This is a genomic window from Pseudomonas sp. RIT-PI-AD (genome assembly GCF_025642785.1).
Lineage (GTDB): Bacteria > Pseudomonadota > Gammaproteobacteria > Pseudomonadales > Pseudomonadaceae > Pseudomonas_T.
The window spans coordinates 116134-136917 of record NZ_JANZKU010000007.1 but is presented as its reverse complement, the minus strand read 5'-3'; the positions used below and the strand labels follow the sequence as shown (position 1 = coordinate 136917).

The 20784-nt window shown below is 66.1% G+C and carries 17 protein-coding genes and 1 pseudogene; 12 read left to right on the top strand and 6 right to left on the bottom strand.

Annotated elements, in window-relative coordinates:
- Positions 1-23: 23 nt before the first annotated feature.
- Together OGL92_RS08805 and OGL92_RS08800 are read right to left on the bottom strand one after the other, a co-directional pair.
- Positions 24-2528: an FtsX-like permease family protein gene (locus OGL92_RS08805; RefSeq protein WP_263142831.1), complete on the bottom strand. Its 2505-nt coding sequence runs from the start codon at positions 2526-2528 to the stop codon at positions 24-26.
- A complete protein-coding gene (locus tag OGL92_RS08800; protein ID WP_263142829.1) occupies positions 2525-3211 on the bottom strand; it encodes an ABC transporter ATP-binding protein in 687 nt (228 codons plus the stop codon). The genes OGL92_RS08805 and OGL92_RS08800 overlap by 4 nt, the downstream gene beginning before the upstream one ends.
- Positions 3212-3221: 10 nt before the next feature.
- On the opposite strand from OGL92_RS08800, the gene OGL92_RS08795 reads away from it, so the two are divergent.
- The 3 genes from OGL92_RS08795 to OGL92_RS08785 all read left to right on the top strand — a co-directional run bounded on the left by OGL92_RS08795 (position 3222) and on the right by OGL92_RS08785 (position 5201).
- Entirely contained in the window at positions 3222-3830 is a 609-nt protein-coding gene (locus OGL92_RS08795; protein ID WP_263142827.1) for an arylesterase, read from the top strand.
- 67 nt (positions 3831-3897) lie between these two features.
- The gene (locus OGL92_RS08790) at positions 3898-4179 is read left to right on the top strand and encodes a hypothetical protein (protein ID WP_263142822.1); all 282 of its coding nucleotides are present in this window, start codon (positions 3898-3900) and stop codon (positions 4177-4179) included.
- A 71-nt stretch (positions 4180-4250) separates the two neighbouring features.
- On the top strand, positions 4251-5201 hold the full coding sequence (locus OGL92_RS08785) for a L,D-transpeptidase family protein (RefSeq protein WP_263142821.1): 951 nt from the start codon (positions 4251-4253) through the stop codon (positions 5199-5201).
- Between the two features lie 65 nt (positions 5202-5266).
- Here OGL92_RS08785 and oprI read toward each other — a convergent pair whose 3' ends face one another.
- Positions 5267-5518 (bottom strand): outer membrane lipoprotei OprI, encoded by a 252-nt coding sequence (oprI, locus tag OGL92_RS08780; protein WP_143488243.1) that lies wholly within the window; start codon positions 5516-5518, stop codon positions 5267-5269.
- Positions 5519-5856: 338 nt separating this feature from the next.
- On the opposite strand from oprI, the gene OGL92_RS08775 reads away from it, so the two are divergent.
- Together OGL92_RS08775 and OGL92_RS08770 are read left to right on the top strand one after the other, a co-directional pair.
- Positions 5857-7128 (top strand): hypothetical protein, encoded by a 1272-nt coding sequence (locus OGL92_RS08775; protein WP_263142819.1) that lies wholly within the window; start codon positions 5857-5859, stop codon positions 7126-7128.
- A 17-nt stretch (positions 7129-7145) separates the two neighbouring features.
- Positions 7146-7427 carry a GNAT family N-acetyltransferase gene (locus OGL92_RS08770; protein WP_263142817.1) on the top strand — a complete coding sequence of 94 codons (282 nt, stop codon included), beginning with the start codon at positions 7146-7148 and terminating at the stop codon, positions 7425-7427.
- Positions 7428-7497: 70 nt separating this feature from the next.
- Here OGL92_RS08770 and OGL92_RS08765 read toward each other — a convergent pair whose 3' ends face one another.
- Positions 7498-8574: a 3-deoxy-7-phosphoheptulonate synthase gene (locus OGL92_RS08765; protein WP_263142815.1), complete on the bottom strand. Its 1077-nt coding sequence runs from the start codon at positions 8572-8574 to the stop codon at positions 7498-7500.
- A 421-nt stretch (positions 8575-8995) separates the two neighbouring features.
- On the opposite strand from OGL92_RS08765, the gene OGL92_RS08760 reads away from it, so the two are divergent.
- The 4 genes and pseudogenes from OGL92_RS08760 (at position 8996) to cysB (ending at position 12130) form a co-directional block, all read left to right on the top strand.
- Positions 8996-9340: a thioredoxin family protein gene (locus OGL92_RS08760; protein ID WP_263142997.1), complete on the top strand. Its 345-nt coding sequence runs from the start codon at positions 8996-8998 to the stop codon at positions 9338-9340.
- Positions 9340-10307, top strand: a pseudogene (locus tag OGL92_RS08755) (putative 2-dehydropantoate 2-reductase). Before OGL92_RS08760 ends, OGL92_RS08755 begins: the two are co-directional and overlap by 1 nt.
- Positions 10308-10499: 192 nt before the next feature.
- On the top strand, positions 10500-11000 hold the full coding sequence (locus OGL92_RS08750; protein WP_263142814.1) for a universal stress protein: 501 nt from the start codon (positions 10500-10502) through the stop codon (positions 10998-11000).
- A 155-nt stretch (positions 11001-11155) separates the two neighbouring features.
- Entirely contained in the window at positions 11156-12130 is a 975-nt protein-coding gene (gene cysB / locus OGL92_RS08745) for an HTH-type transcriptional regulator CysB (protein WP_263142812.1), read from the top strand.
- 64 nt (positions 12131-12194) lie between these two features.
- Here the strand turns inward: cysB and OGL92_RS08740 are convergent, their stop codons facing one another.
- Entirely contained in the window at positions 12195-12815 is a 621-nt protein-coding gene (locus OGL92_RS08740) for a phosphoadenosine phosphosulfate reductase family protein (protein ID WP_263142809.1), read from the bottom strand.
- 146 nt (positions 12816-12961) lie between these two features.
- Here OGL92_RS08740 and thrH point away from each other — a divergent pair, with 146 nt between their 5' ends.
- Positions 12962-13579: a bifunctional phosphoserine phosphatase/homoserine phosphotransferase ThrH gene (gene thrH / locus OGL92_RS08735; protein WP_263142808.1), complete on the top strand. Its 618-nt coding sequence runs from the start codon at positions 12962-12964 to the stop codon at positions 13577-13579.
- Between the two features lie 72 nt (positions 13580-13651).
- On the opposite strand, the gene pabB is transcribed toward thrH, so the two are convergent.
- Positions 13652-15004, bottom strand: coding sequence for an aminodeoxychorismate synthase component I (gene pabB, locus OGL92_RS08730; protein ID WP_263142807.1), 1353 nt, complete (start codon positions 15002-15004; stop codon positions 13652-13654).
- Positions 15005-15264: 260 nt separating this feature from the next.
- On the opposite strand from pabB, the gene OGL92_RS08725 reads away from it, so the two are divergent.
- Together OGL92_RS08725 and OGL92_RS08720 are read left to right on the top strand one after the other, a co-directional pair.
- A complete protein-coding gene (locus tag OGL92_RS08725; protein ID WP_263142994.1) occupies positions 15265-17868 on the top strand; it encodes a LuxR C-terminal-related transcriptional regulator in 2604 nt (867 codons plus the stop codon).
- Complete coding sequence (locus tag OGL92_RS08720; RefSeq protein ID WP_263142802.1) at positions 17865-20570, top strand: LuxR C-terminal-related transcriptional regulator; 2706 nt, start codon at positions 17865-17867, stop codon at positions 20568-20570. Before OGL92_RS08725 ends, OGL92_RS08720 begins: the two co-directional genes overlap by 4 nt.
- The last annotated feature ends 214 nt before the right edge of the window (positions 20571-20784 follow it).

Here is a 20784-nt window from a genome sequence, read left to right as displayed (position 1 = left end):
CGGAAAGCGGAGCGCGAAGCCTATCAGGCTTCGCGCAGCACCGTCAGCGGGCTGGCGTTCAGCGCCCGGCGGGTGCCGAACACGCCGGCGCCCGCCACCAATACGGCGCCCAGCAGTGGCAACAGCAGCAGCCACGGATGGAGGTTCCAGTGCAGATCGAAGGCGTAGGTGTAGAGCAATGCACTGACCAGTTCGCACCCTACCGCTGCGAGCAGTCCGCTGGCCGCCCCGAGCAGGGCGAACTCGGTGCGGCGTGCACGTACCAGCAGGCGGCGTTCGGCGCCCAGGGCGCGTAGCAGGGCGCCTTGCCGGATGCGCTCGTCGAGGGTTGCCTGCAGGCCGGCGAACAGCACCGCCAGACCTGCCGCCAGCACGAACAGCAGGACGAACTCGATCGCCAGGGTGACCTGGGCGAGGATGCTGCGCAGTTGCGCGAGGATCGCCTCGACCTGCAGCAGGGTGACCGTCGGGAAGGCGCGCGACAGCTCGATCAGCTCGCGGTCGTGCTGGGGTGGCATATAGAAGCTGGTCATGTAGGTGGCCGGCAGGTCCGTCAGGGTGCCAGGGGCGAAGATCATGTAGAAGTTCGGCTGGAAGTTGTCCCAATTCACTTCCCGCAGGCTGGTGACCCGCACTTCCCGATCCGATCCGCCAATGCTGAAGCCCAGCCGGTCGCCCAGTTTCAGGCCGAGGTTCTCCGCCAGCTTGCTTTCCACCGAGACGCCGGGCAGGTCGCCCGGTGCAGCGGCCGTCCACCAGGTGCCGGCCGTCAGGCGGTTCTCGCTGGGCAGTTCGGCCGCCCAGGTCAGGCTGAGGTCGCGCTGGATCGCCCGTTCGCCCTGGCTGTCCTTGCTCACCCGGCGCTTCACCGGTTCGCCGTTCACCCGCACTAACCGGCCGGGTACCACGGGATAGAGCGGCGCGGGATGCGACGACAAACCGGCCACGCGAGCGGCGAAGGCATCCTTGTCGGCGGGCAGGATGTTCAGGGCGAACTGGTTGGGCGCATCAGCCGGCAATTGGGACTGCCAGGTGTCCAACAACTCGCCACGCAGCAGCGCGATCAGCGCCATCGCCAGCAGGATCAAGCCGAACGCCAGAGATTGCCCGGCCGCCGCCAGCGGGTAGCGCAGCAATTGTCCCAGTCCGAGGCGCCAGGGCAGGCTGGCGCGGGACAGCATGCGACGCAACACGCGCAGGCCGAGGAGCAACAGCCCGCCGAGCGCCAGGCTGGCGAGCAGTCCGCCGCCCAGCAGGGCCAGGGTCAGGCGCAGGTCGAGGCTCAGGCGCCACATGATCAGGCCGAGGGCCAGCAGCGCGGTGCCGTACACCAGCCAGGAGCTCGGCGGGACCGGCAGCAGGTCGCGGCGCAGCACCCGTAACGGCGGCACGCGGCCGAGGGCGGCCAGCGGCGGCAGGGCGAAACCCGCCAGGGCCACCAGACCGGTGGCGATACCCGCCGCGGCGGGCCAGAAGCCCCCGCCCGGAATGCTCGCCGGCAGCAGGTCGCCGAGCATCATGAACAGGCCCTGCTGGGCCAGCCAGCCGACTATCGCTCCGCAGAGGCTGGCCAGGCCACCGAGCAGCGCCAGTTGCAGTCCATACAACTGCAGGGCTTCGCGCCGCGATAGGCCGAGGCAGCGCAGCAGGGCACTGGCATCGAAGCGGCGCGCCGCGAAACGGTTGGCCGAGAGCGCCACCGCGACACCTGCCAGCAGGACCGCGGCCAGGCTGGCCAGGTTAAGGTAGCGTTCAGCACGCCCCAGGGCGCCACCAATCTGGCGATTGCCCTGGCGGGCGTCTTCCAGGCGCTGGTTGGCGGCCAGGCCCGGTTCGATCGCCTGGCGATAAGCACTGAGGGCCTCCGGCGTACCGCTCCAGAGTTCCCGGTAGCGTACCCGGCTGCCGGGTTGCACCACGCCGGTGGCGTCCAGGTCGGCAAGGTTGATCAGGACACGCGGGGTAAGGCTATAGAAATCGCCCGCGCGGTCGGGTTCGTAGGTGAGGACGCGACTGAGGCGCAGGGTCTTCATGCCCACCTCTATGCCGTCGCCGATCTTCAGATCGAGGGCGCTGAGCAGGCGGCCCTCCACCCAGGCTTCGCCCGGTTGCGGACCGCCTCCCGACGTTTCCACGCCGTAGGGTTGCGCGGCGCTTTTCAATTCACCGCGCAGCGGGTAGGCGCCGTCCACGGCCTTGACGCTGCTCAACTGGATACCGGCGTTGCTCGCCACCACGCTGGAGAACTCCACGGCCCGCGCCTGTTTCAAGCCCAGGCGCACGCCGCTGTCCAGCTGTTCGGTCGTTGCCGGCGCCGACCCGCTGAGCACCAGATCGGCGCCGAGAAACTCGGTCGCGCGCAAGGCCATCGCGGCGTTCAGCCGCGCGCCGAAATAACCGATGGCGGTACTGGCGGCGACCGCCACGAGCAGGGCGAAGAACAGCACGCGCAGTTCTCCGGCGCGCGCATCGCGCCCCAGTTGACGGACCGCCAGGGTCGCCAGGCGGGAAAACGGCAAGCCGGTCATCGATCCTCCACTTCGGCCACCAGGCGTCCGCCTTCCAGGCGAATCGAACGATGGCAACGCTGGGCCAGGCGTGTGTCGTGGGTCACCAGCACCAGTGTGGTGCCGCGTTCCTGGTTGAGCTGGAACAGCAGGTCGCTGATGCGTTCGCCGGTATGGCTGTCGAGGTTGCCGGTGGGCTCGTCGGCGAACAGCACGGCCGGCTCGGCGGCGAATGCCCGGGCGATCGCCACCCGCTGCTGCTCGCCACCGGACAACTGGCGTGGGTAATGGCTCAGGCGCTGGCCGAGGCCGACCCGGGCGAGCAGGTCGGTGGCGCGGGCACGGGCGTCGTCGCGGCCTTCCAGCTCAAGGGGCAGCATGACGTTTTCCAGGGCGTTGAGGCTGTCGAGGAGCTGGAAGGACTGGAAGACGAAGCCGACGTGCTCGGCGCGCACCCGGGCGCGCTGGTCTTCGTCCAGGCGCTCCAGGGCATGGCCGGCCAACTCGACGCTGCCGGCGCTGGGCAGGTCGAGACCGGCGAGCAGGCCGAGCAGGGTGGATTTGCCCGAGCCGGAGCTGCCGATGATGGCCAGGCTATCGCCGCGCGCCAGTTCCAGGGTGAGATCGTGCAGGATGGTCAGTTCGCCTTCCGCACTGGGAACCACTTTGCTAAGGTTCCGCGCATTGAGAATGCTTGCGCCCATGGAGAATCCGATGCGTAAAGGGTTGATGCGGGGCTGCCTGGTGGCGTTCTTGTTGCTCGCGCAGCAGGCAGTGGCGGGGACCGTACTGGTCGTCGGGGATAGTATCAGCGCGGCTTTGGGCCTGGATACCAGCCAGGGTTGGGTCGCCCTGCTGGAGCAGCGCCTGCGCAAGGAGGGGTTGGAGCGCAAGGTGGTGAACGCGTCTATCAGCGGCGACACCAGTGCAGGCGGCCTCGCGCGGCTGCCGGCGCTGCTTGGCGAGCATCGGCCCGAGGTGGTGATCCTGGAACTGGGCGGCAACGATGGGCTGCGCGGGCAGCCCCCCGCGCAATTGCAACAGAATCTTGCGTCGATGATCGACGATGCGCAAAAGCAGGGTGCGCGCGTCCTGTTGCTGGGCATGCGCCTGCCGCCCAACTATGGCGCGCGCTACACTCGGGATTTCGCCCAGGTCTACCAGACATTGGCGGACGGCAAGAACGTGGCGCTGGTGCCGTTTTTTCTCGACGGCGTGGGTGGGGTTCCCGGCATGATGCAGGCCGACGGCATCCATCCGGCCGCCACGGCCCAGGCGAAGTTGCTCGACAATCTCTGGCCTACCCTGAAACCCTTGCTCTGACCCGCGCTCGAGGCTTTTCCGGGCGCGCCCTTTCGGCTAAGGTTGCGCGCCTTCCACGGAGCCTCCCATGCCACGCCCCGCCTGGTCCTTACAGGGCTATCAGTTGATCGAGCCTGACGAGCAGTTGGATCTGTTCGCCTGCCGGGAAGTGCGCCTGCACCTTGCGGCGCGGCAACTTGAGCTGGGCGGGCACGCCGATCGCACCCTTTGCGGGGGGCTGCTCCCGGCGAATCCGCGCTGGCGCCCGCTGGACCGGCAAGCCTTGGCCGATTCGCGGCTGTGCACGAATTGCCTGGCACGCCTGCAGGCGCAACGGCGGGGCGAGCGTCCGGGCTGGAGCGACGTCTGAGCCTCCCCGGGCGGGATGGCGCACGTGTACAATCGCCGTCTTTCCCGCCACCGTCATCAAGGATCTTCCGGATGTTTCCGCGCGTCCCCGTCGTCGCCCGTTGCTTCTCCCTCGCCCTGCTGTGTGTCGCCGGTACCACTTCTGCACTGGAGTTGCCTCTGCCGCCCGAAGGCGAGGACATCGTCGGTCAGGTCCGCGTGGTCAAGGCGAAATACGAAGACACCTTCGCCGATATCGGCACGGCCAACGATCTGGGCTACCTGGAAATGGTCGCCGCCAACCCGGGCATCGACCCCTGGTTGCCCGGCGAGGGCGCCGATATCGTCCTGCCGACACGCTACATCCTGCCGCCGGGTCCCCGCGAAGGCATCGTGATCAACCTGCCGGAATACCGCATGTACTACTACCCGAAAGGGCAGAACGTGGTGCACACCTATCCGCTGGGGATTGGCCGCGAGGGCTGGGGCTCGCCGATCATCACCACCTCGGTGATCGCCAAGACCAACAATCCCGCCTGGTATCCGCCGGAATCGATCCGCGAAGAGCATGCCGCCGATGGCGACCCCTTGCCCACCATCGTGCCCCCGGGTCCGGACAATCCGCTGGGGCCCTTCAAGTTCACCCTCGGCACCCCGGGTTACCTGATCCACGGTTCGAACAAGAAATTCGGTATCGGCATGCGCGTCAGCCACGGCTGCTTCCGCATGCTCAACGAAAACGTGCTGGCCCTGGCGGCAATGGCGCCGGTGGGAACGCCGGTACGCATCATCGACGAGCCCTACAAGTTCGGCATCAGCGGCGGCAAGGTCTACCTGGAGGCGCATACCCCCCTGGACGATCACGGCCAGCCATCCTCGGTGGTCGACAAGCATGCCGCGGTGGTCAATGCCCTCTTGAAGCGTGAGGACCTGGGCCGCGATCCGCGACTTGACTGGGACGTCATACGCGATGTCGTGGCGGCGGAGGATGGATTGCCGGTGGAAATCGGCGAGCCCGCAGTTGGCGCTTCGCCGGCGCCCTGATCGCCCTGCCAAAAGACAGGCAATAAAAAGCCGACCCGAAGGTCGGCTTGATAGCCCGGGGGCTATTACTTGCGGCTGGCTTTTTCCAGCATACGCAGAGCGCGCTCGTTAGCCTCGTCAGCGGTCTGCTGGGCTTTCTGAGCGGCCGACAGCGCTTCTTCGGCTTTGCGATAGGCTTCGTCGGCACGGGCTTGCGCACGGGCAGCTGCATCTTCAGTTGCAGTCAGACGAGCTTCGGTTTCTTTGGAGGCGCTGCTGCAACCGGTAGCCAGAACGGCGGCCAGGGCCAGAGCAGAGAATTTCAGAACGTTGTTCATCGTGTTCCCCTTCAAGGTGGTCTTTTCCATAAAAGCAATTCCCCGAGCGTGGGAAATTAGCCGGCATACATACTACCCGTAACCTGTAGTAAGTAAACTCACTGCGTGCAACCGGGAGGAATTTTTTCTGGATTCCCCGGCACTTGCGAACATAACGCCAAACCAGCCGGATGAAAACGGCTCGACTTGACTGTTCTTTGATCAACTTCCTTCCGGGCGGGCACGACATTAAAGCCGCGCATTGGTTTCAACTATAATGCGCGACCTTTTCATATTGCCCATCGGGCAAGCCGCCTTCCCAACGCTTCTTTTCTCGCCCGCGCCAGGAAAACCCGCCGATGTCCAAACTGCTGAAATGGGCCGTAGTGGCCGCCCTGTTGATCGCGCTGATCATCAAGTTGTCGCTCTGGCTTTCCGTTCGCTCGATCATGAACGACGCCATCGTGCGTCTGGCGCCGATCATGGACATCAGCTACGGCGGCATCACGTCCTCGTTCGATGGGCGGGTCGGCCTGGAGAAACTGAAGGTCCAGGTCCCCAGGGCGGGTGACTCGGTGACCATCGAGCACGCCGAACTGCGCTTCAAGGGGCTCGGCGACCTGCTCCGGTTCAAGGAAAGCCTGGCCGAGGGTTCATTTCCCAAGCAGTTGGCCCTGAGCCTCAAGGGCATCGCCCTGCAAGTGCATGGGCCTTTCATGCGCCAACTCTACGATCAGCCCGCGCCCCGCAGCCTGTTCACGGCGATGAGCGAGGTCGCCTGCGGCAAGGTACGCCACATCGGTACGGACGAATTGCTCGAAATGGGTTACCGCACCTTCGAAACCGATGCGGAATTGTCCTATCGCTTCGTGCCGGGCGCCAACCAACTGGTTCTCGACCTGAGCGCCGACACACGGGATACAGGAGTGCTGAAGCTGGCGCTGTCGCTGGCCAACATGTCGGACAAGCCGGGCGACCTCATCGTCAATCCGCCCCGGGTGACCCACATCCTGTTCGAAATGAACGACAACCAGTACCAGCGCAAGGTACAGGCCCTCTGTGCAGGCAGGCTGCGACAGAGCGCCGAGGTCTATCTGCAAACCGCCATCGATCAATTCGACCGGGTCATGCGCAGCCAGAGGATCGCGTTGGAGCCGGCTTTGCTGCAGGCCTATGGGCGTTATCTGAAAGATCCGCAGTCGCTGCGGGTGGAATTCGCTCCGAGCGAGAGCATGAGCTGGCAGGGGCTGGAGTTCTACCAGGCGAAGGATGTGGTCGCCATGCTGCATCCCCAGGTGATGGTCAACCGCGAGGTGGTTCAGTCGGTCGGGTTCGAATGGTTCGATCCGAACCAGGCCAAGACCTATGGCGCCACGGAAATGATCACCTCGGAACAACAGCCCAAGGAGGCGCCACGTGCCTCTGCGCAATATGAATTCGTCAAAGTGACGGATTTGCCGCAATATGCGGGGAAACGCCTGCAGTTCATCACCTATGATGGCGCCTATTATCAAGGCATCCTGCGCAAGGTGCAGAACGGCAAAGCTTTCATCAGTGTCCAAATGGGCACGGGTTCGGCGGAGACGTTTCTCCGCTTGGAAAAGATCAACAAAGTAAGGGTCATGTTATAGGCCCATTAGGAGCGAAGATGAGCGAGGCGATGTCCATTCACCATGACCAGGCGGGTCACCAGTTCGAGACCACCGTGGACGGTTACCGGGCTTATCTGGCTTATATGGACCTGGGCAAGCAGACGCTGGACATCTACCGCACCTTCGTTCCCAACGAGCTGCGCGGCCGCGGGATCGCCGCGGCTCTCACGGAAACCGCGCTGAAATACGCCGAGCAACGGGGCTATACCGTCATCCCCTCGTGCTCTTACGTAGAACGCTACATGGAGCGTCGCGAGGGCCAGGCGAAGGGTGCCTGATTCCGTGTTTCATGCATGAAAACGCCGGGCAAGCCCGGCGTTTTTCGTTATCTCGACCGCCGGCCGACGTTCAGCCGCGCTGGCGCTTCGGCAATACGTCTTTCAGCTTCGCGTGCATGCCTCGCAGGGTCTTCTCGGTGCTCGCCCAATCGATGCAGGCATCGGTGATCGACACGCCGTATTTCAGGTCGCCCAGGTCCTTCGGTATCGACTGACTGCCCCAGCCCAGATGGCTTTCCACCATCAGGCCGACGATGGAATTGTTGCCTTCGAGGATCTGGTTGGCGACGTTGTCCATCACCAGCGGCTGCAGGGCGGGATCCTTGTTGGAGTTGGCGTGGCTGCAATCCACCATGATGTTCAGGGGAATGCGTGCCTTGTTCAATTCCTGCTCGCAGATCGCCACGCTCACCGAGTCGTAGTTCGGCTTGCCGTTGCCGCCGCGCAGGACCACATGCCCGTAGGGGTTGCCCTTGGTGGTGACGATGGACACGCCGCCTTCCTGGTTGATGCCGAGGAACCGGTGCGGGCTGGAGACCGACTGCAAGGCGTTGATCGCCACGGTCAGGCTGCCGTCGGTGCCGTTCTTGAAACCGACCGCGGAGGACAGCCCGGAAGCCATCTCCCGATGGGTCTGGGATTCGGTGGTGCGTGCGCCGATGGCCGACCAACTGATCAGGTCCTGCAGGTATTGCGGGGAAATCGGATCCAGCGCTTCGGTGGCGGTGGGCAGGCCCATGTCCGCCAGGTCGCGTAGCAGTTGCCGCCCGATGTGCAAGCCATCCTGGATCTTGAACGAGTCGTCGAGGTAGGGATCGTTGATCAGACCTTTCCAGCCGACGGTGGTCCGCGGTTTTTCGAAGTACACGCGCATCACCAGGAACAGGCTGTCCGCCACCTCGGCGGCCAAGTTCTTGAGGCGCGCGGCGTACTCGTGGGCGGCCTTGATGTCGTGGATGGAGCAGGGGCCCACCACCACGAACAGACGATGATCCCTGCCGTCCAGGATGTCGCGAATCACCTGGCGTCCGTTCACCACGGTGCGCAGGGCGGTCTCGGTCAGCGGAATCTCGCGTTTCAGTTGCTCCGGCGTGATCAGGGTCTCGTTGGAGGCAACGTTAAGGTCGTCGATCGGTAAATCAGCCATCGTTCACTCGTCAGTCACGGGGTGCCGGCCGCCTGCCTGAACCCGTGCAGCGGAGGGCAGCGATTTTAGGCGCAACGGGAGCGGAACCTTAGCGCGTTAGGGGGCGCCTCGACAATGGCGAAAGGCTTTTACTCCGCTCCAATCAGGCGTTTCATCCGGTCGGATCCGCTGGCCGATGGTGCGGGCATTCCTTTCGGGGCCTGTCTGGCCCAACCGGACACTGGAGTCCTGTGTCGCCTTGACCATCCTCCATGCCCATGACCGGCGAGCGACCCACCGTGCCTTGCGTGCGAACGCCGCTTCGCCGATCCTCTGGTGCCTACAGGGCCAGGGTGAAGGCCCCTCCAGCGGCCCGACGGATATTCTCCTGACCATGGCGATACCTACACGCGAAACCGGCGTCATCGCTGACCTCGTCGCCATGGACTCCGTCCCCGGCTTCGAACTGAGCGATTTCGACGCGGATCGGCGTCTATTGGACTGGCGCGGCGTTTCCCTGGTGGTTTTCACCAGCCAGGGATGCAGCCGTTGCCGCTGGGCGAGGCAAGTGTTGCCACGTTTACGCTTGCCGGTGCAGCGCCTCTGCTGGATCGACGCCGGGGACAACGGCGGTCTGGTGGAGCGTTACGAGGTGCTCCAGCTACCGGCTCTGTTCCTGGTCCGCGAAGGTCGCTTCCTCGGCGCCCTGCCCATGGAATTGCAAGAGGCCTCTCTCATCCACAATCTGGCGGCGGCCTTGCAAGGAACCGCCGAGGAGCTTCCCTGATGGAGACGAAGACCACGCCGCGTATCGGTATCCTGGGCAGTGGCGCCATCGGCGGGTTCTACGGCGTAATGCTGGCGAACGCGGGATTCGACCTGCACTTCTTGTTGCGCAGCGAGTATGACGAGGTGCGCGAACGGGGTTTCCGGATCGACAGTGCCGTGCATGGCCCGCGCGTTCTGCAGCCGGCCCAGGTCTATCGCGACGCGGCGCAGATGCCTGCCTGTGATTGGCTGCTGGTCGGGACCAAAACCACCGCCAACGCCGAGCTCGTCCCTTCGATCCTGCGCGTGGCGGCGAATGGCGCGAAAGTTGTGCTGATGCAGAATGGCCTGGGGGTAGAGGACGCGCTGCGCCCGCATTTGCCGCCTTCGCTGCACCTGTTGGGCGGATTGTGCTTCATCTGCGTCCAGCGCCGCGCGCCTGGCGTGATCGAGCATCAGGCGCTGGGCGCGGTGAACCTCGCCTACCATTCCGGGCCGGCGCTCGATGATGCTTCGCGGCAGGCGCTGGTGGAGGAGGGCGCCGCGCTGTTCCGCGCCGCGGGCTGGACTCCACCGCCATGGCCGACCTGCATCAGGCGCGTTGGCAGAAACTGGTGTGGAACCTGCCCTACAACGGGCTCTCGGTATTGCTCGGCAGCGGGACCGCGGCCCTGATGGCGGATGCCCATAGTCGCGCGCTGGTCGAGGACCTGATGGAAGAGGTGGTACGGGCCGCCGGTGCCTGCGGTCAGGCGTTGCCCCAGGGATACGCCGGCAAGCTGATAGCCGCCACCGAGCGCATGCCCGACTACTTGCCCAGCATGTATCACGACTTCGCCCTGCAGCGACCGCTCGAGCTTCCCGCTCTCTATGAGGCACCGCTGGCCGCCGCGGCACGCGCGGGATGCGACATGCCCAAGGCCCGGGCCTTGTATCAGGCCCTGCGCTTCCTCGACGCACGGTCACGCGCGCCGCTCGCCGAATGAATCCGGGCATCGGTGGAAGCGAGAGGCCCCACCGAGCTGCAGGGACCGTCGCGGACTCCAGCCGGTCGGCCCTGGACCGTCGAGAGTGCTGCTGCCTTCGAGCCGATTGACCGGCGTCACCTCGCTCGACGGGCTTTCCTGTAGAACCTAAGCTCTGAGAAGGCCCGCCAGTCAGGCAGTCGAGGAGGCCGCATGATCCGTTCGATTCTCTACGCCACCGACCTTGGACTCTACGCGCCCTATGTTCTGCAGCACGCCCTGACGCTCACACGCACCTTCAACGCCGAGCTCTATGTGGTACACGCGGTCGAACCCCTGGGCCTGTTCGCCGAGTCCGTACTGCAGACCTACCTGGACGAGGGCACGCTCAAGGAACTGCGCAGCCATGGCCTTTCCCGGGTGATGGGGAGCATCGAGCAACGCGTACTGGAGGGCTTTCGCGACGAGTTGGGCGAGGCCCAGCAGGACACCCAACTGATCCGGGCGGTGCGGGTCCTGCAGGGCGATCCGGCCCAGGTGATCCTGGACGAGGCCCAGAAACTCGCGGTGGATTTGCTGGTCGTAGGCAGTCACAGCCACGGAGCCCCGCTGGATACGCCCCTGGGGCGCACCGCGGTGCGGCTGGTGCAGCTCTCCGAGGTGCCGGTGTATCTGGTGCCGATGTTGCAGCACCGGGGCCGTGGCGACTTCTAGTGGAACGCCCGATTCGTCGGGACGACTCCATTGCAGGATTTGAATCCGGCTGGGATAAGCAAAATAAAAGGTCTAGATTGTCATTCGAAACCATTATTATGGTTATATACGTCGGTCGGCACCTGTAGGCGTTGTCTCTGCTTTGAGGGGAATCTATGAAGCTTCAGCAATTGCGCTACATCTGGGAAGTCGCGCACCACGATCTCAACGTCTCGGCCACGGCGCAAAGCCTCTATACGTCCCAGCCCGGCATCAGCAAGCAGATCCGCCTGCTCGAGGATGAACTGGGCGTCGAAGTCTTCGCCCGCAGCGGCAAGCACCTGACCCGGGTGACGCCCGCGGGAGAGCGCATCATCACCACCGCGGGGGAAATCCTGCGCAAGGTGGAAAGCATCAAGCAGATCGCCCAGGAATTTTCCAACGAGAAGAAGGGCACCCTGTCCATCGCGACGACCCATACCCAGGCCCGCTACGCGCTGCCGAACGTCATCAGCGGCTTCATCAAGCAATACCCCGACGTGGCCCTGCACATGCACCAGGGCACGCCGATGCAGATCGCCGAAATGGCCGCCGACGGCACCGTGGACTTCGCCATCGCCACCGAGGGATTGGAGCTGTTCGGCGACCTGATCATGATGCCCTGCTATCGCTGGAATCGTTGCGTGATCGTGCCCCACGGCCATCCGCTGACCAAACTGGGCAAGCTGACCCTGGAGGCGCTGGCGGAAAATCCCATCGTCACCTACGTATTCGGCTTCACCGGGCGTTCCAAGCTGGACGAAGCCTTCAGCCAGCGCGGGCTGGTGCCGAAGGTGGTGTTCACCGCCGCCGACGCCGACGTGATCAAGACCTACGTGCGCCTCGGTCTGGGCGTCGGCATCGTCGCCCACATGGCGGTCGACGAGAAGCTCGACGACGATCTGGTCGCGCTGGATGCCAGCCATCTGTTCGAGTCGAGCGTAACCAAGATCGGCTTCCGCCGAGGCACCTTCCTGCGCGGCTTCATGTGCGACTTCATCGAGAAATTCGCTCCGCACCTCGATCGCGACGTGCTCGCCAAGGCTGTCCAGTGCCACAACAAGGCGGAACTGGAAGAGCTCTTCGAGGGCGCGCAACTGCCGGTGTACTGAGCCCTCCCCAGCGAAAACGAAAAAGCCTCCGCAAGGAGGCTTTTTTCATGGCGCGACGCGTGGCTCAGTGGCTCAGGTGCAAGCCGCATTCGCGGTTGTCTTCGCCCTTGGTCGGGTCGAAGTAGTCGAACTCGTTGGGGAGTTCGTACCGCGTCAGGTACTGGTAGAGATCTTTCGATGACCAATGCAGCAACGGGGCGACCTTGATCAGGCCGTCCGGGTTGAGGCTGATCGGCTGCATCTGCGCGCGCACGGCGGTGTCGGTGGCACGCAGGGCGGTGAACCACACCTCGGGCGCGGTCTCGCGCAGGGCGCGGGCGAAGGGTTCGAGCTTGACCTCTTCGGTAAAGGCGGCGTGGCGCGGATCGTCCAGCGCCGGCGTCGGGCCTTCCACGGCTTCGCGGTGGGCGCGCGAGCGTTTCGGCAGGTAGATGCTCAGATTCAGGTCGAGCTTGCGGCAGATTTCGTCCGCGCAGCGGTAGGTGGCGTCGGTGTTATAGCCGCTGTCCATCCAGATCACCGGGATCTTCGGCTCGACCCGGCTGACCATGTGCAGGATCACCGCTTCGAAGGGGCGGAAGTTGGTGGTGCAGATCGCCGTCTTGCCCAGGCCCAGCGCCCACTCCACGAGCTTCTCGGCATCGTGGCCGAGTTCGGCGTTGAGGGTGTCCAGATCGAGGCTCATGGCAGGCTCCTGTCGGTTGGCGGGTGCGGAGAAGGGCGATGGTACCAGCGCGATCCGGCGGCAACCACCGGGCGCGGGCTCGATAGCCTTCGTCCGGGTGGGCTGCTAAAGTGCCGGCCCTCGATAAACAGCCTTGGGAGACTCCCGTGGAAATCGCCTGTCTCGACCTGGAAGGGGTCCTGGTTCCGGAAATCTGGATCGCTTTCGCCGAACAAACCGGCATCGATGCGCTGAAGGCCACCACCCGGGACATTCCCGACTACGACGTGCTGATGAAACAGCGCCTGCGGATCCTCGACGAGCAGGGTTTGAAGCTCGCCGATATCCAGCGGGTGATCGCGACCCTGAAGCCCCTGGAAGGCGCGGTGGAGTTCGTCGATTGGCTGCGCGAGCGCTTCCAGGTGGTGATCCTCTCGGACACCTTCTACGAGTTCTCCCAGCCGCTGATGCGCCAGCTCGGTTTTCCGACCCTGCTCTGCCACAAGCTGATCGTCGACGAGCAGGATCGCGTGGTGGATTACCAATTGCGCCAGAAGGACCCCAAGCGCCAGTCGGTGCTGGCGTTCAAGAGCCTCTACTATCGGGTGATCGCCGCGGGCGACTCCTACAACGACACCAGCATGCTCTCCGAGGCCCACGCCGGCATCCTGTTCCATGCGCCGGATAACGTGATCCGCGAGTTTCCGCAGTTCCCGGCGGTGCATACCTACGAAGACCTCAAGCGCGAGTTCCTCAAGGCTTCGACGCGCAGCCTGAGTCTCTGAACCGCCCGGCGGCCCGTCGCGCCGTCCCTTTCGGCGCCGCGATCCGGCGCCGTCCGTACTTCCGGCGGCGCCCTAGGGCGTCTGCCCGAGGCGTTCCAGGGTCTCCAGCAGCACCTTCACCTTGGTGATCGACTCCTGGTATTCCGCCTGCCAGTCGGAGTCCGCGACGATACCCCCGCCGCCCCAGCAGCTCACCCGGCCTTCTTTCACCAGCAGGCTGCGGATGGCGATGGAGCTGTCCATTTCTCCGCGCACGTCGAGGTAGAGCAGCGAGCCGCAGTAGGGCCCCCGGCGAGTCGCTTCCAATTCGTCGATGATCTGCATGGCGCGGATTTTCGGCGCGCCGGTGATGGAGCCGCCGGGGAAGCCGCCGGCCAGCAGGTCCAGGGCGTCCTTGCCGGGCGCCAATTGCCCGGTGACGGCGCTGACCAGGTGATGGACGTTGGGGTAGGACTCCAGGGCGAACAGCTCCGGCACCGCCACCGAGCCGATCGCGCAGGTGCGGCCCAGGTCGTTGCGCAGCAGGTCGACGATCATCACATTCTCCGCCCGGTCCTTCGGGCTGCCGAGCAGCTCGGCGGCCTGGCCCGCGTCTTCCGCGGCATCGACGCGGCGGGGCCGGGTGCCCTTGATCGGGCGGGTTTCCACGCGTCCCCGACTGACACGGAAAAAGCGCTCCGGCGACAGGCTGAGCAAGGCGCCGCCGTCAGCCAGCCTGTGGTAGGCGGAGAAGGGCGTGGGGCAGGCGGCGCGCAGTGCCTGGTAGGCGCTCCAGGGATCGCCCTGGCAGCCGGCCTGGAAGCGCTGGGCGAAATTCACCTGATAGCAATCGCCCGCCTGGATGTAGCCCTGGATGCGCTGGATGGCATGGCGATAGGCGGGCGGATCGAGGTCCGCGACGAACTCCGACGTCAATCGGAACGCCGGGCCGGGGGCTGGCGCGGCCGGGTTTTCGAAGCACTCGATCAGGCGTCGGCGCTCGGCGCTCGCCATGCTGGGGTGGAACACCAGGTGACAGCGGGCTTCCTGGTGATCGCTGATCAATGCCCAGGCGTAGAGGCCGAGGGCGGCGTCCGGCAGGTGCAGGTCGTCCACGGCCAGGGCCGGCAGGCGTTCCAGGCGCCGACCGAAGTCATAGGACAGGTAGCCGATGAGGCCGCCGGCGAACGGCAGGTCGAGCGGAACCTCGGCCATACCCAGCGCGCCCAGCGCCGTGCGCAGGCGCGCGAAGTAGGCCTGGCCCGATTCGCCCTCCCCGGGCGAAAGCGCCTGCAGCGGCCAGGCGCTGATCAGGTCGTAGCGCCCGCGCTGCGCCAGGGGGCGCCCGGCGTCCAACAGGATCGCGCCCGGCGCGTGGCGCACCGCGGCGAAATAGACGGCGGGATCGGCGCGATAGGGCAGGGCGTGTAGGGAACAAGTGGGCATGCGGACGTTCAAGTGGCGCGGCGGCCGATTGTAGACCGCGACCACCGTTCATCCTAGAGCCGGCTACCCGGTTTACTCCACCTCGCTTGGCTGACTAGTATGGACAGACCTGGCCGGGAGCAGCCGGGATAACAACTAGAACAAGGACACAGGACGTGGAAGCAGTCTCCTCGCCGAACGCCGCCGATGCACCGGACGCACCCTTCGCCCCCGAACGAGCCCGGTCCGAGTATTTTCCGAGGCCCCGCGTCCAGGCCGCCCTGGCGGCCCAGCCACACGCTCGCCTGATCCTCTTCGCCGCACCCGCCGGCTTCGGCAAGACCGCCGCGCTGCGCGATCTGGCCGAGCGCCGCTGCCAGTCGGGAGAGGCGGTGGCCTGGCTGCCCCTGAGCGCCGAGGACGACCTTCCCCTGCGCTTCTGCCAACGCTTGATCGAGACCCTGGCGGACGTGTTGCCCGGCCTGGGCAAGGGCAGCCTGTGCGCCCTGCGCAACGCCCTGCCGGTGACTGTCGAGGACGTGGTCGAGAGCCTGCTGGCGGATTTCGCCCGTCAGGCGCGTCGGGTCCTGCTGGTGGTCGACGACCTGCATCTGATCACCCATCCGGAGCTGTTGGCCGCCCTGGGCCGGTTGGTCAAGCTGGGTCCCGCCAACTTCGTGCTGGCGGTCGGCAGTTGCTCGCAGCCGCCGCTCAACCTGGCCACCCTGAGGGCCAAGGATTGGCTGCTGGAGATAGGCCTGGACGAGTTGCGCCTGGAGCGGGAGGAGATCCGCGAGTACTTCGCCCTCGGCGGTCTGCCCTTGGACGAGCGCACCCTGACCCTGCTGCACGCGCAGACCGAGGGCTGGTTCACCGGCGTCCACCTAGCCCGGCTGTGGTTGCTCCAGCATCCGCAGGAGAGCGCGCAATTGGCGCAGCAACTGGGCGACCAGGCGGCGGTGGGCGATTACCTGCTGCGCACCGTGTTCGAACGCCTGCCCGGCCAACTCCAGGACGCCGTGCTGGCCCTGGCGGTGGCCAGCCAGTTCAATGCCGAGCTGGCCAGCGCGCTCACCGGGCGCGAGGACGGCCAGGCGCTCCTGGAGCATCTGGAGCGGATACAGCTTTTCCTCCTGCCCCTGGACCGGGATCGTCACTGGTATCGCTTCCACCCGCTGTTCGCCGATTTCCTCAGGGCCCGCCTGAAGGCGCAGGACCCCGAACGCTTCACCCAACTGCACTTCAATGCCAGCCTGTGGTTCACCAACCACCACATGCAGGACCTGGCGATCGAGCATGCCTGCCTGGCGGAGGACCCGGAAATGCTGGCCGCCCTGGTGGACGGCAGCGGCCTGGACCTGATCAACCGGGGCCAGTTGACCCGCATCCATCGCTGGCGCCAGCGGGTGCCGGACGAGATTGCCAAGCGCTTCCCGGTGCTGGTGCTGGCGGATGTCTGGACCAAGGCCGCGGAAATGAGCCTGCCGGAAGCCAATCGCCTGCTCGACGAACTGCTCGTCCGCTGGGGCCAGGGGCCCGCCCGTGACGCGCTGGGCGAGGGGCGTCTGGCGGCGTTGACGGTGAAAGCGATGATCGCCCTGCAGAAGGACGACCTCGAGCTCTGCGTGACCCTGGCCGGCAAGGCCGAGGCGCAGCTGGGTCGCCATGCGCCCTTTCTCGAGACCGCGCTGCTGCTGATCGGCGCGCTGGCCGAGGTGGTAATGGTCCACCCGGAGCGCGCCAGGCACCTGCTGGCCCTGGCCCACCAGCGTAACCACCTGCTCGAAGGGCGTTACCTGGGCATGCAACTGGGTAACGTCGAAATGCTCATGGTTCTGGAACAGGGCCACGTCAAACAGGCCCACATGCTGTTCATGCGCCTGCGGGAAGGGCTGATCGGCAGCTTCGGCGAAAAGTCCCGGGCGCGGGCGCTGCCGACCATCGCCGAGTCGTTGCTGGCGTATCACCAGTGCCGCCTCGACGGCCTGGAAGAACAGCTGCGCTGGGCGCTGGAACATGTCGACCTGATCAACCCGATCGACCTGTACGCCCAGGGCATGCTGGCCCTGGCGCGCACCCAGCGTCTTCGCGGCAATGCGCAGGAGGCCCTGGCCACTTTGCACGCGATGCAGGCGCTGAGCGCGCGCAACCATGCCTGGCGCTTCTACGTGGAAGCCCTCGGCGAGGAAATGGCGATGATCCTCCAGGAGCCGTCGGCCGACCGCATCAAGCGCGTGGAGCTGCGTTTGAAGGACGTGGATTGGGAGCGGTTGACGGGTCTCTACGAGCGGCGCGGCTTCAATCCGGTGCGCTGGACCCGGGGCCTGCTCAACGTGCGCCTGCAACAGGCCCGTGGCCATCACAGCGAGGCGCTGCACGGCATCTCGCAGTTGCGCGGCACCCTGCGGGTGGACTGGCACGGCCTGCAACACCTGCGCCTGGATCTGCTGGCGGCGCTCAGCTACCACCGCCTGGATTACCAGGAGCGTGCCCACGGGCTGATGGGTTCCTGCCTGGTCGATGGCGAGCGGGAGGGCGTGCGCAGCCTGTTCGTCGAGGAAGGTCCGGCGATCCACGAGTTACTGGAGCAGGTCGACGCGCTCGAAAGACAGCCGGCCCTGCAGGGGTTCATCCGCGAGCTCCTGGCCCTGTGGCCGGGGCAGGGCACGGTGTCCGCGACCGACTCCCACGAAAGCCTCACCGAACGCGAGCGCGAAGTGATCGGGCTGGCCGCCAGCGGCCTGTCCAACGAGGCGATCAGCCAGCACTTGGCGGTGGCCCTGGGCACGGTCAAGTGGCACCTGCACAACACCTACGAAAAACTCAAGGTGCGCAACCGTACCCAGGCGATTCGCCGCGCCCGTGAGCTGGGTCTGTTCGCATGAGCCCGCCGAGCCGTTCCGGCTTCGTCCCGTTGCTGCGTACCAAGCTGTTCCCGCCCGACAACCGCGGGCGGGCGCTGCTGCCCCGCGAGACGCTGATCGAGCGGTTGTACGCCGCCCGTGGACGACGCCTGATAGTGCTCAGCGCGCCCGCCGGGTTCGGCAAGAGCACCGCCTTGAGCCAACTCCGCGAGCGCCTGCATCGGGACGGTGCGAAGGTCGCCTGGCTCACCTGCGACGAAAAGGACAGCGAGCCGGCGCGCATGCTGCAGTACGTGGCGGCCGCGATCGAGGATGTGTTGCCGGGCTTCGGCCACCACACCGAGATGCTCCTGCAAGGCGACGTCAGCCTGCCGGTCGAGGCCGTGCTGGATGCCTTCATCGCCGAATTGCGGCGCGTGCCCGGCGAAATCCATCTGGTGTTCGACGATTTCCACCGGGTGCGTCATGTGGACCTGGAGACCTGCATCCGCTATTTCCTCGAACGCTTGCCGGCGAACGTGCACCTGATCGCCAGCACCCGGTTCAGCCCCCGGCTGGTGTTCGATCCCGCCATCGCCTGCGTGCTGCAAGCCGAGGAGCTGCGCCTGAGCCGACGCGAGACCGAAGGTTACCTGCGCGTGCTCAAGGGCCTCGACCTGGCGGATGCCGACATCGATCTCCTCCACGGGCGCACCGAGGGGTGGATCACCGCCTTGCACCTGGCCAGCCTGGCGCTGGCCCGCTATCCCGATCGCGCGGCGTTTCTCGCCGGCCTCTCGGGCACCGAGCGCAACATCGCCGACTACCTGGTGGAGGACGTCCTGAGCGGCCTGCCGCCGACCCTGCTGCGTTTCCTCGAACAGACGTCGGTGCTCGACGAGTTCTGCGCCGCGCTCTGCAACGCCCTGACCGGCCGCGAGGACGGCCAGGACATGCTCGAACGCCTGCAACGCGAGCAGTTGTTCCTGATCCCGCTGGATGGCCAGGGGCAGTGGTTCCGCTACCACCACCTGTTCGCCGAGTTCCTGCTCGGCCGGTTGACCCGCGAGGCCGACAGCGCGCCCCTGCTGCACGCGGCGGCTCGCTGGTGCGACACCCATGCCCTGCCGGACCGGGCGGTGAAGTACGCCCTGCGCGGACGCGACTACGCCTTCGCCGCCGAACTGCTGGAACGCCAGGGCGCAAGGATCATCGCCGGCAACCGGGTCTACGGCATCCTGGCGATGCTCAAGGCGGTGCCCGCCGAAGTGATCCGCGAACGCCCGGTGTTCCAGTTGTTCTATGCCTGGCAACTGGCCTTCGAGCAGAAATTCGCCGAGGCCGAGGCGTTGATCGAGGAGATCAGCGGCTGCCTGCTGCGCGGTTGCGGGCGAACCCTGCACATGGGCCTGGCCGAGTTGCTGGCGGTGGCCCAGGTGCTCAAGGCGCTGGTGTTGCTGTACCAGGACAAGCTGGAGGCTTGCCTGGCGCTGGTGGCGGAATGGCTGGACAAGGTTCCCGACCACCAGCCGGGGTTGCGCGCCAGCCTGTCCTGCGTGCAGGCGGTGGCCTATGCCATGCGCGGCGCGTTCTGCGACGCCGCCCGGGCCATCGCCAGGACCCGCGCCGACCTGGTTTTCGCCGAAAGCCAGTACATGAACGTGATCACCAGCCTGGTCGAGGCGCTGATCTGCAAGGAGGGCGGCGACCTGGAGCGGAGCCAGGTGATCGTCGAGGCGGAGCGCGTGCGGGTCGCGCGCGTGTTCGGTCGCCAGAGCCGGGTCAGTGGCCTGTTGGTGCTGACCTACGCCGACCTGCTCTACGAGCGCGACCGCCACCGCGGCATTCTCGCCGAGCTGCCGGTCGCCACCGCGCGGCGCGACGTCGCGACGCCCATGGAACTGATCGGCCGGGGGCGCCTGGTGGTCGATCGCGCGCGTTTCTACGCGGGCGAGACCGAGGCCGCCCTGGCCCAGCTCGACGCCTGGCTGGAAGAGCTCCAGGGGCCCGGTTACGAGCGGGTCTTCGCCCTGGGCGTGCATTGCAAGGTGCAGTTCCTGCTCTGGCTGCGGCGAACTGGTGAAGCGGAGCGCGCCTGCCAGCGCCTGCAGCACCATCTGGCCGGCCTGCCCGAGGGCCGCTATCAGGATGTGCACACCGCCGTGGCCCTGAGCGAGGCTCGGCTCGCCTTGAGCCAGCGACGCCCGGAGAAGGCTCAGTCCTGCCTGGAGGAATGTCTGGCCCGGCAGACGTCGGAGTACCAGCGCGATCGGCGCTTGCGCATGTCCCTCCTGCTGGCGGTGGCTTACTGGCGTCAGGGGCAGCATGAGCGGGCCTTCGCGTTGTTCCGACCGACCCTGGAGGAGGCCTGGCGGGGCGGCTATCGACGCCTGTTCCTCGACGACGCGCTTTGGCTGTTGCCGCTGTGGGAGGCCTGGCTGGAGAGCGTACCGGCGTTGGCGACGGCCTGGAGCGGCTTCGTCGATACCTTGCGCGAGCAGTGCCGTCGCCTGTCCATTGATCCGGTCACCGTGGACGACGGCCAGGATTTCAGCACGCGCGAGCGGGAGATTCTGCGGCTGGTGGCCGCCGGGCTGTCGAACCGCGACATCGCCCAGGTGGTGCACCTCTCCGAAGCCACCATCAAATGGCACCTGCACAAGCTGTTCGCCAAGCTCGACGTGCGCAGCCGCACCCAGGCGGTGGTCAGGGGCAAGGGGCTGGGGTTGTTCGGCGACGCCTAGCGCAGGCGACCGAGGTGAGTGGCGAACCGCTGGACGCTGCCGTGCCGAGGGACGGGGGCCGAACGGCCCGATGCGCCAGGGCGCTTTCCAGGTTTCCACGCCGGCGCGCCTTTCACCCGGGAGGCTTCCCGGTACCGATCAGAGACGAGGGAGCTGCCGCAACCACCGCGGCAGCGCCACGGTCGCCGGATACCGGGTGGGCCTGGAGCTTTGC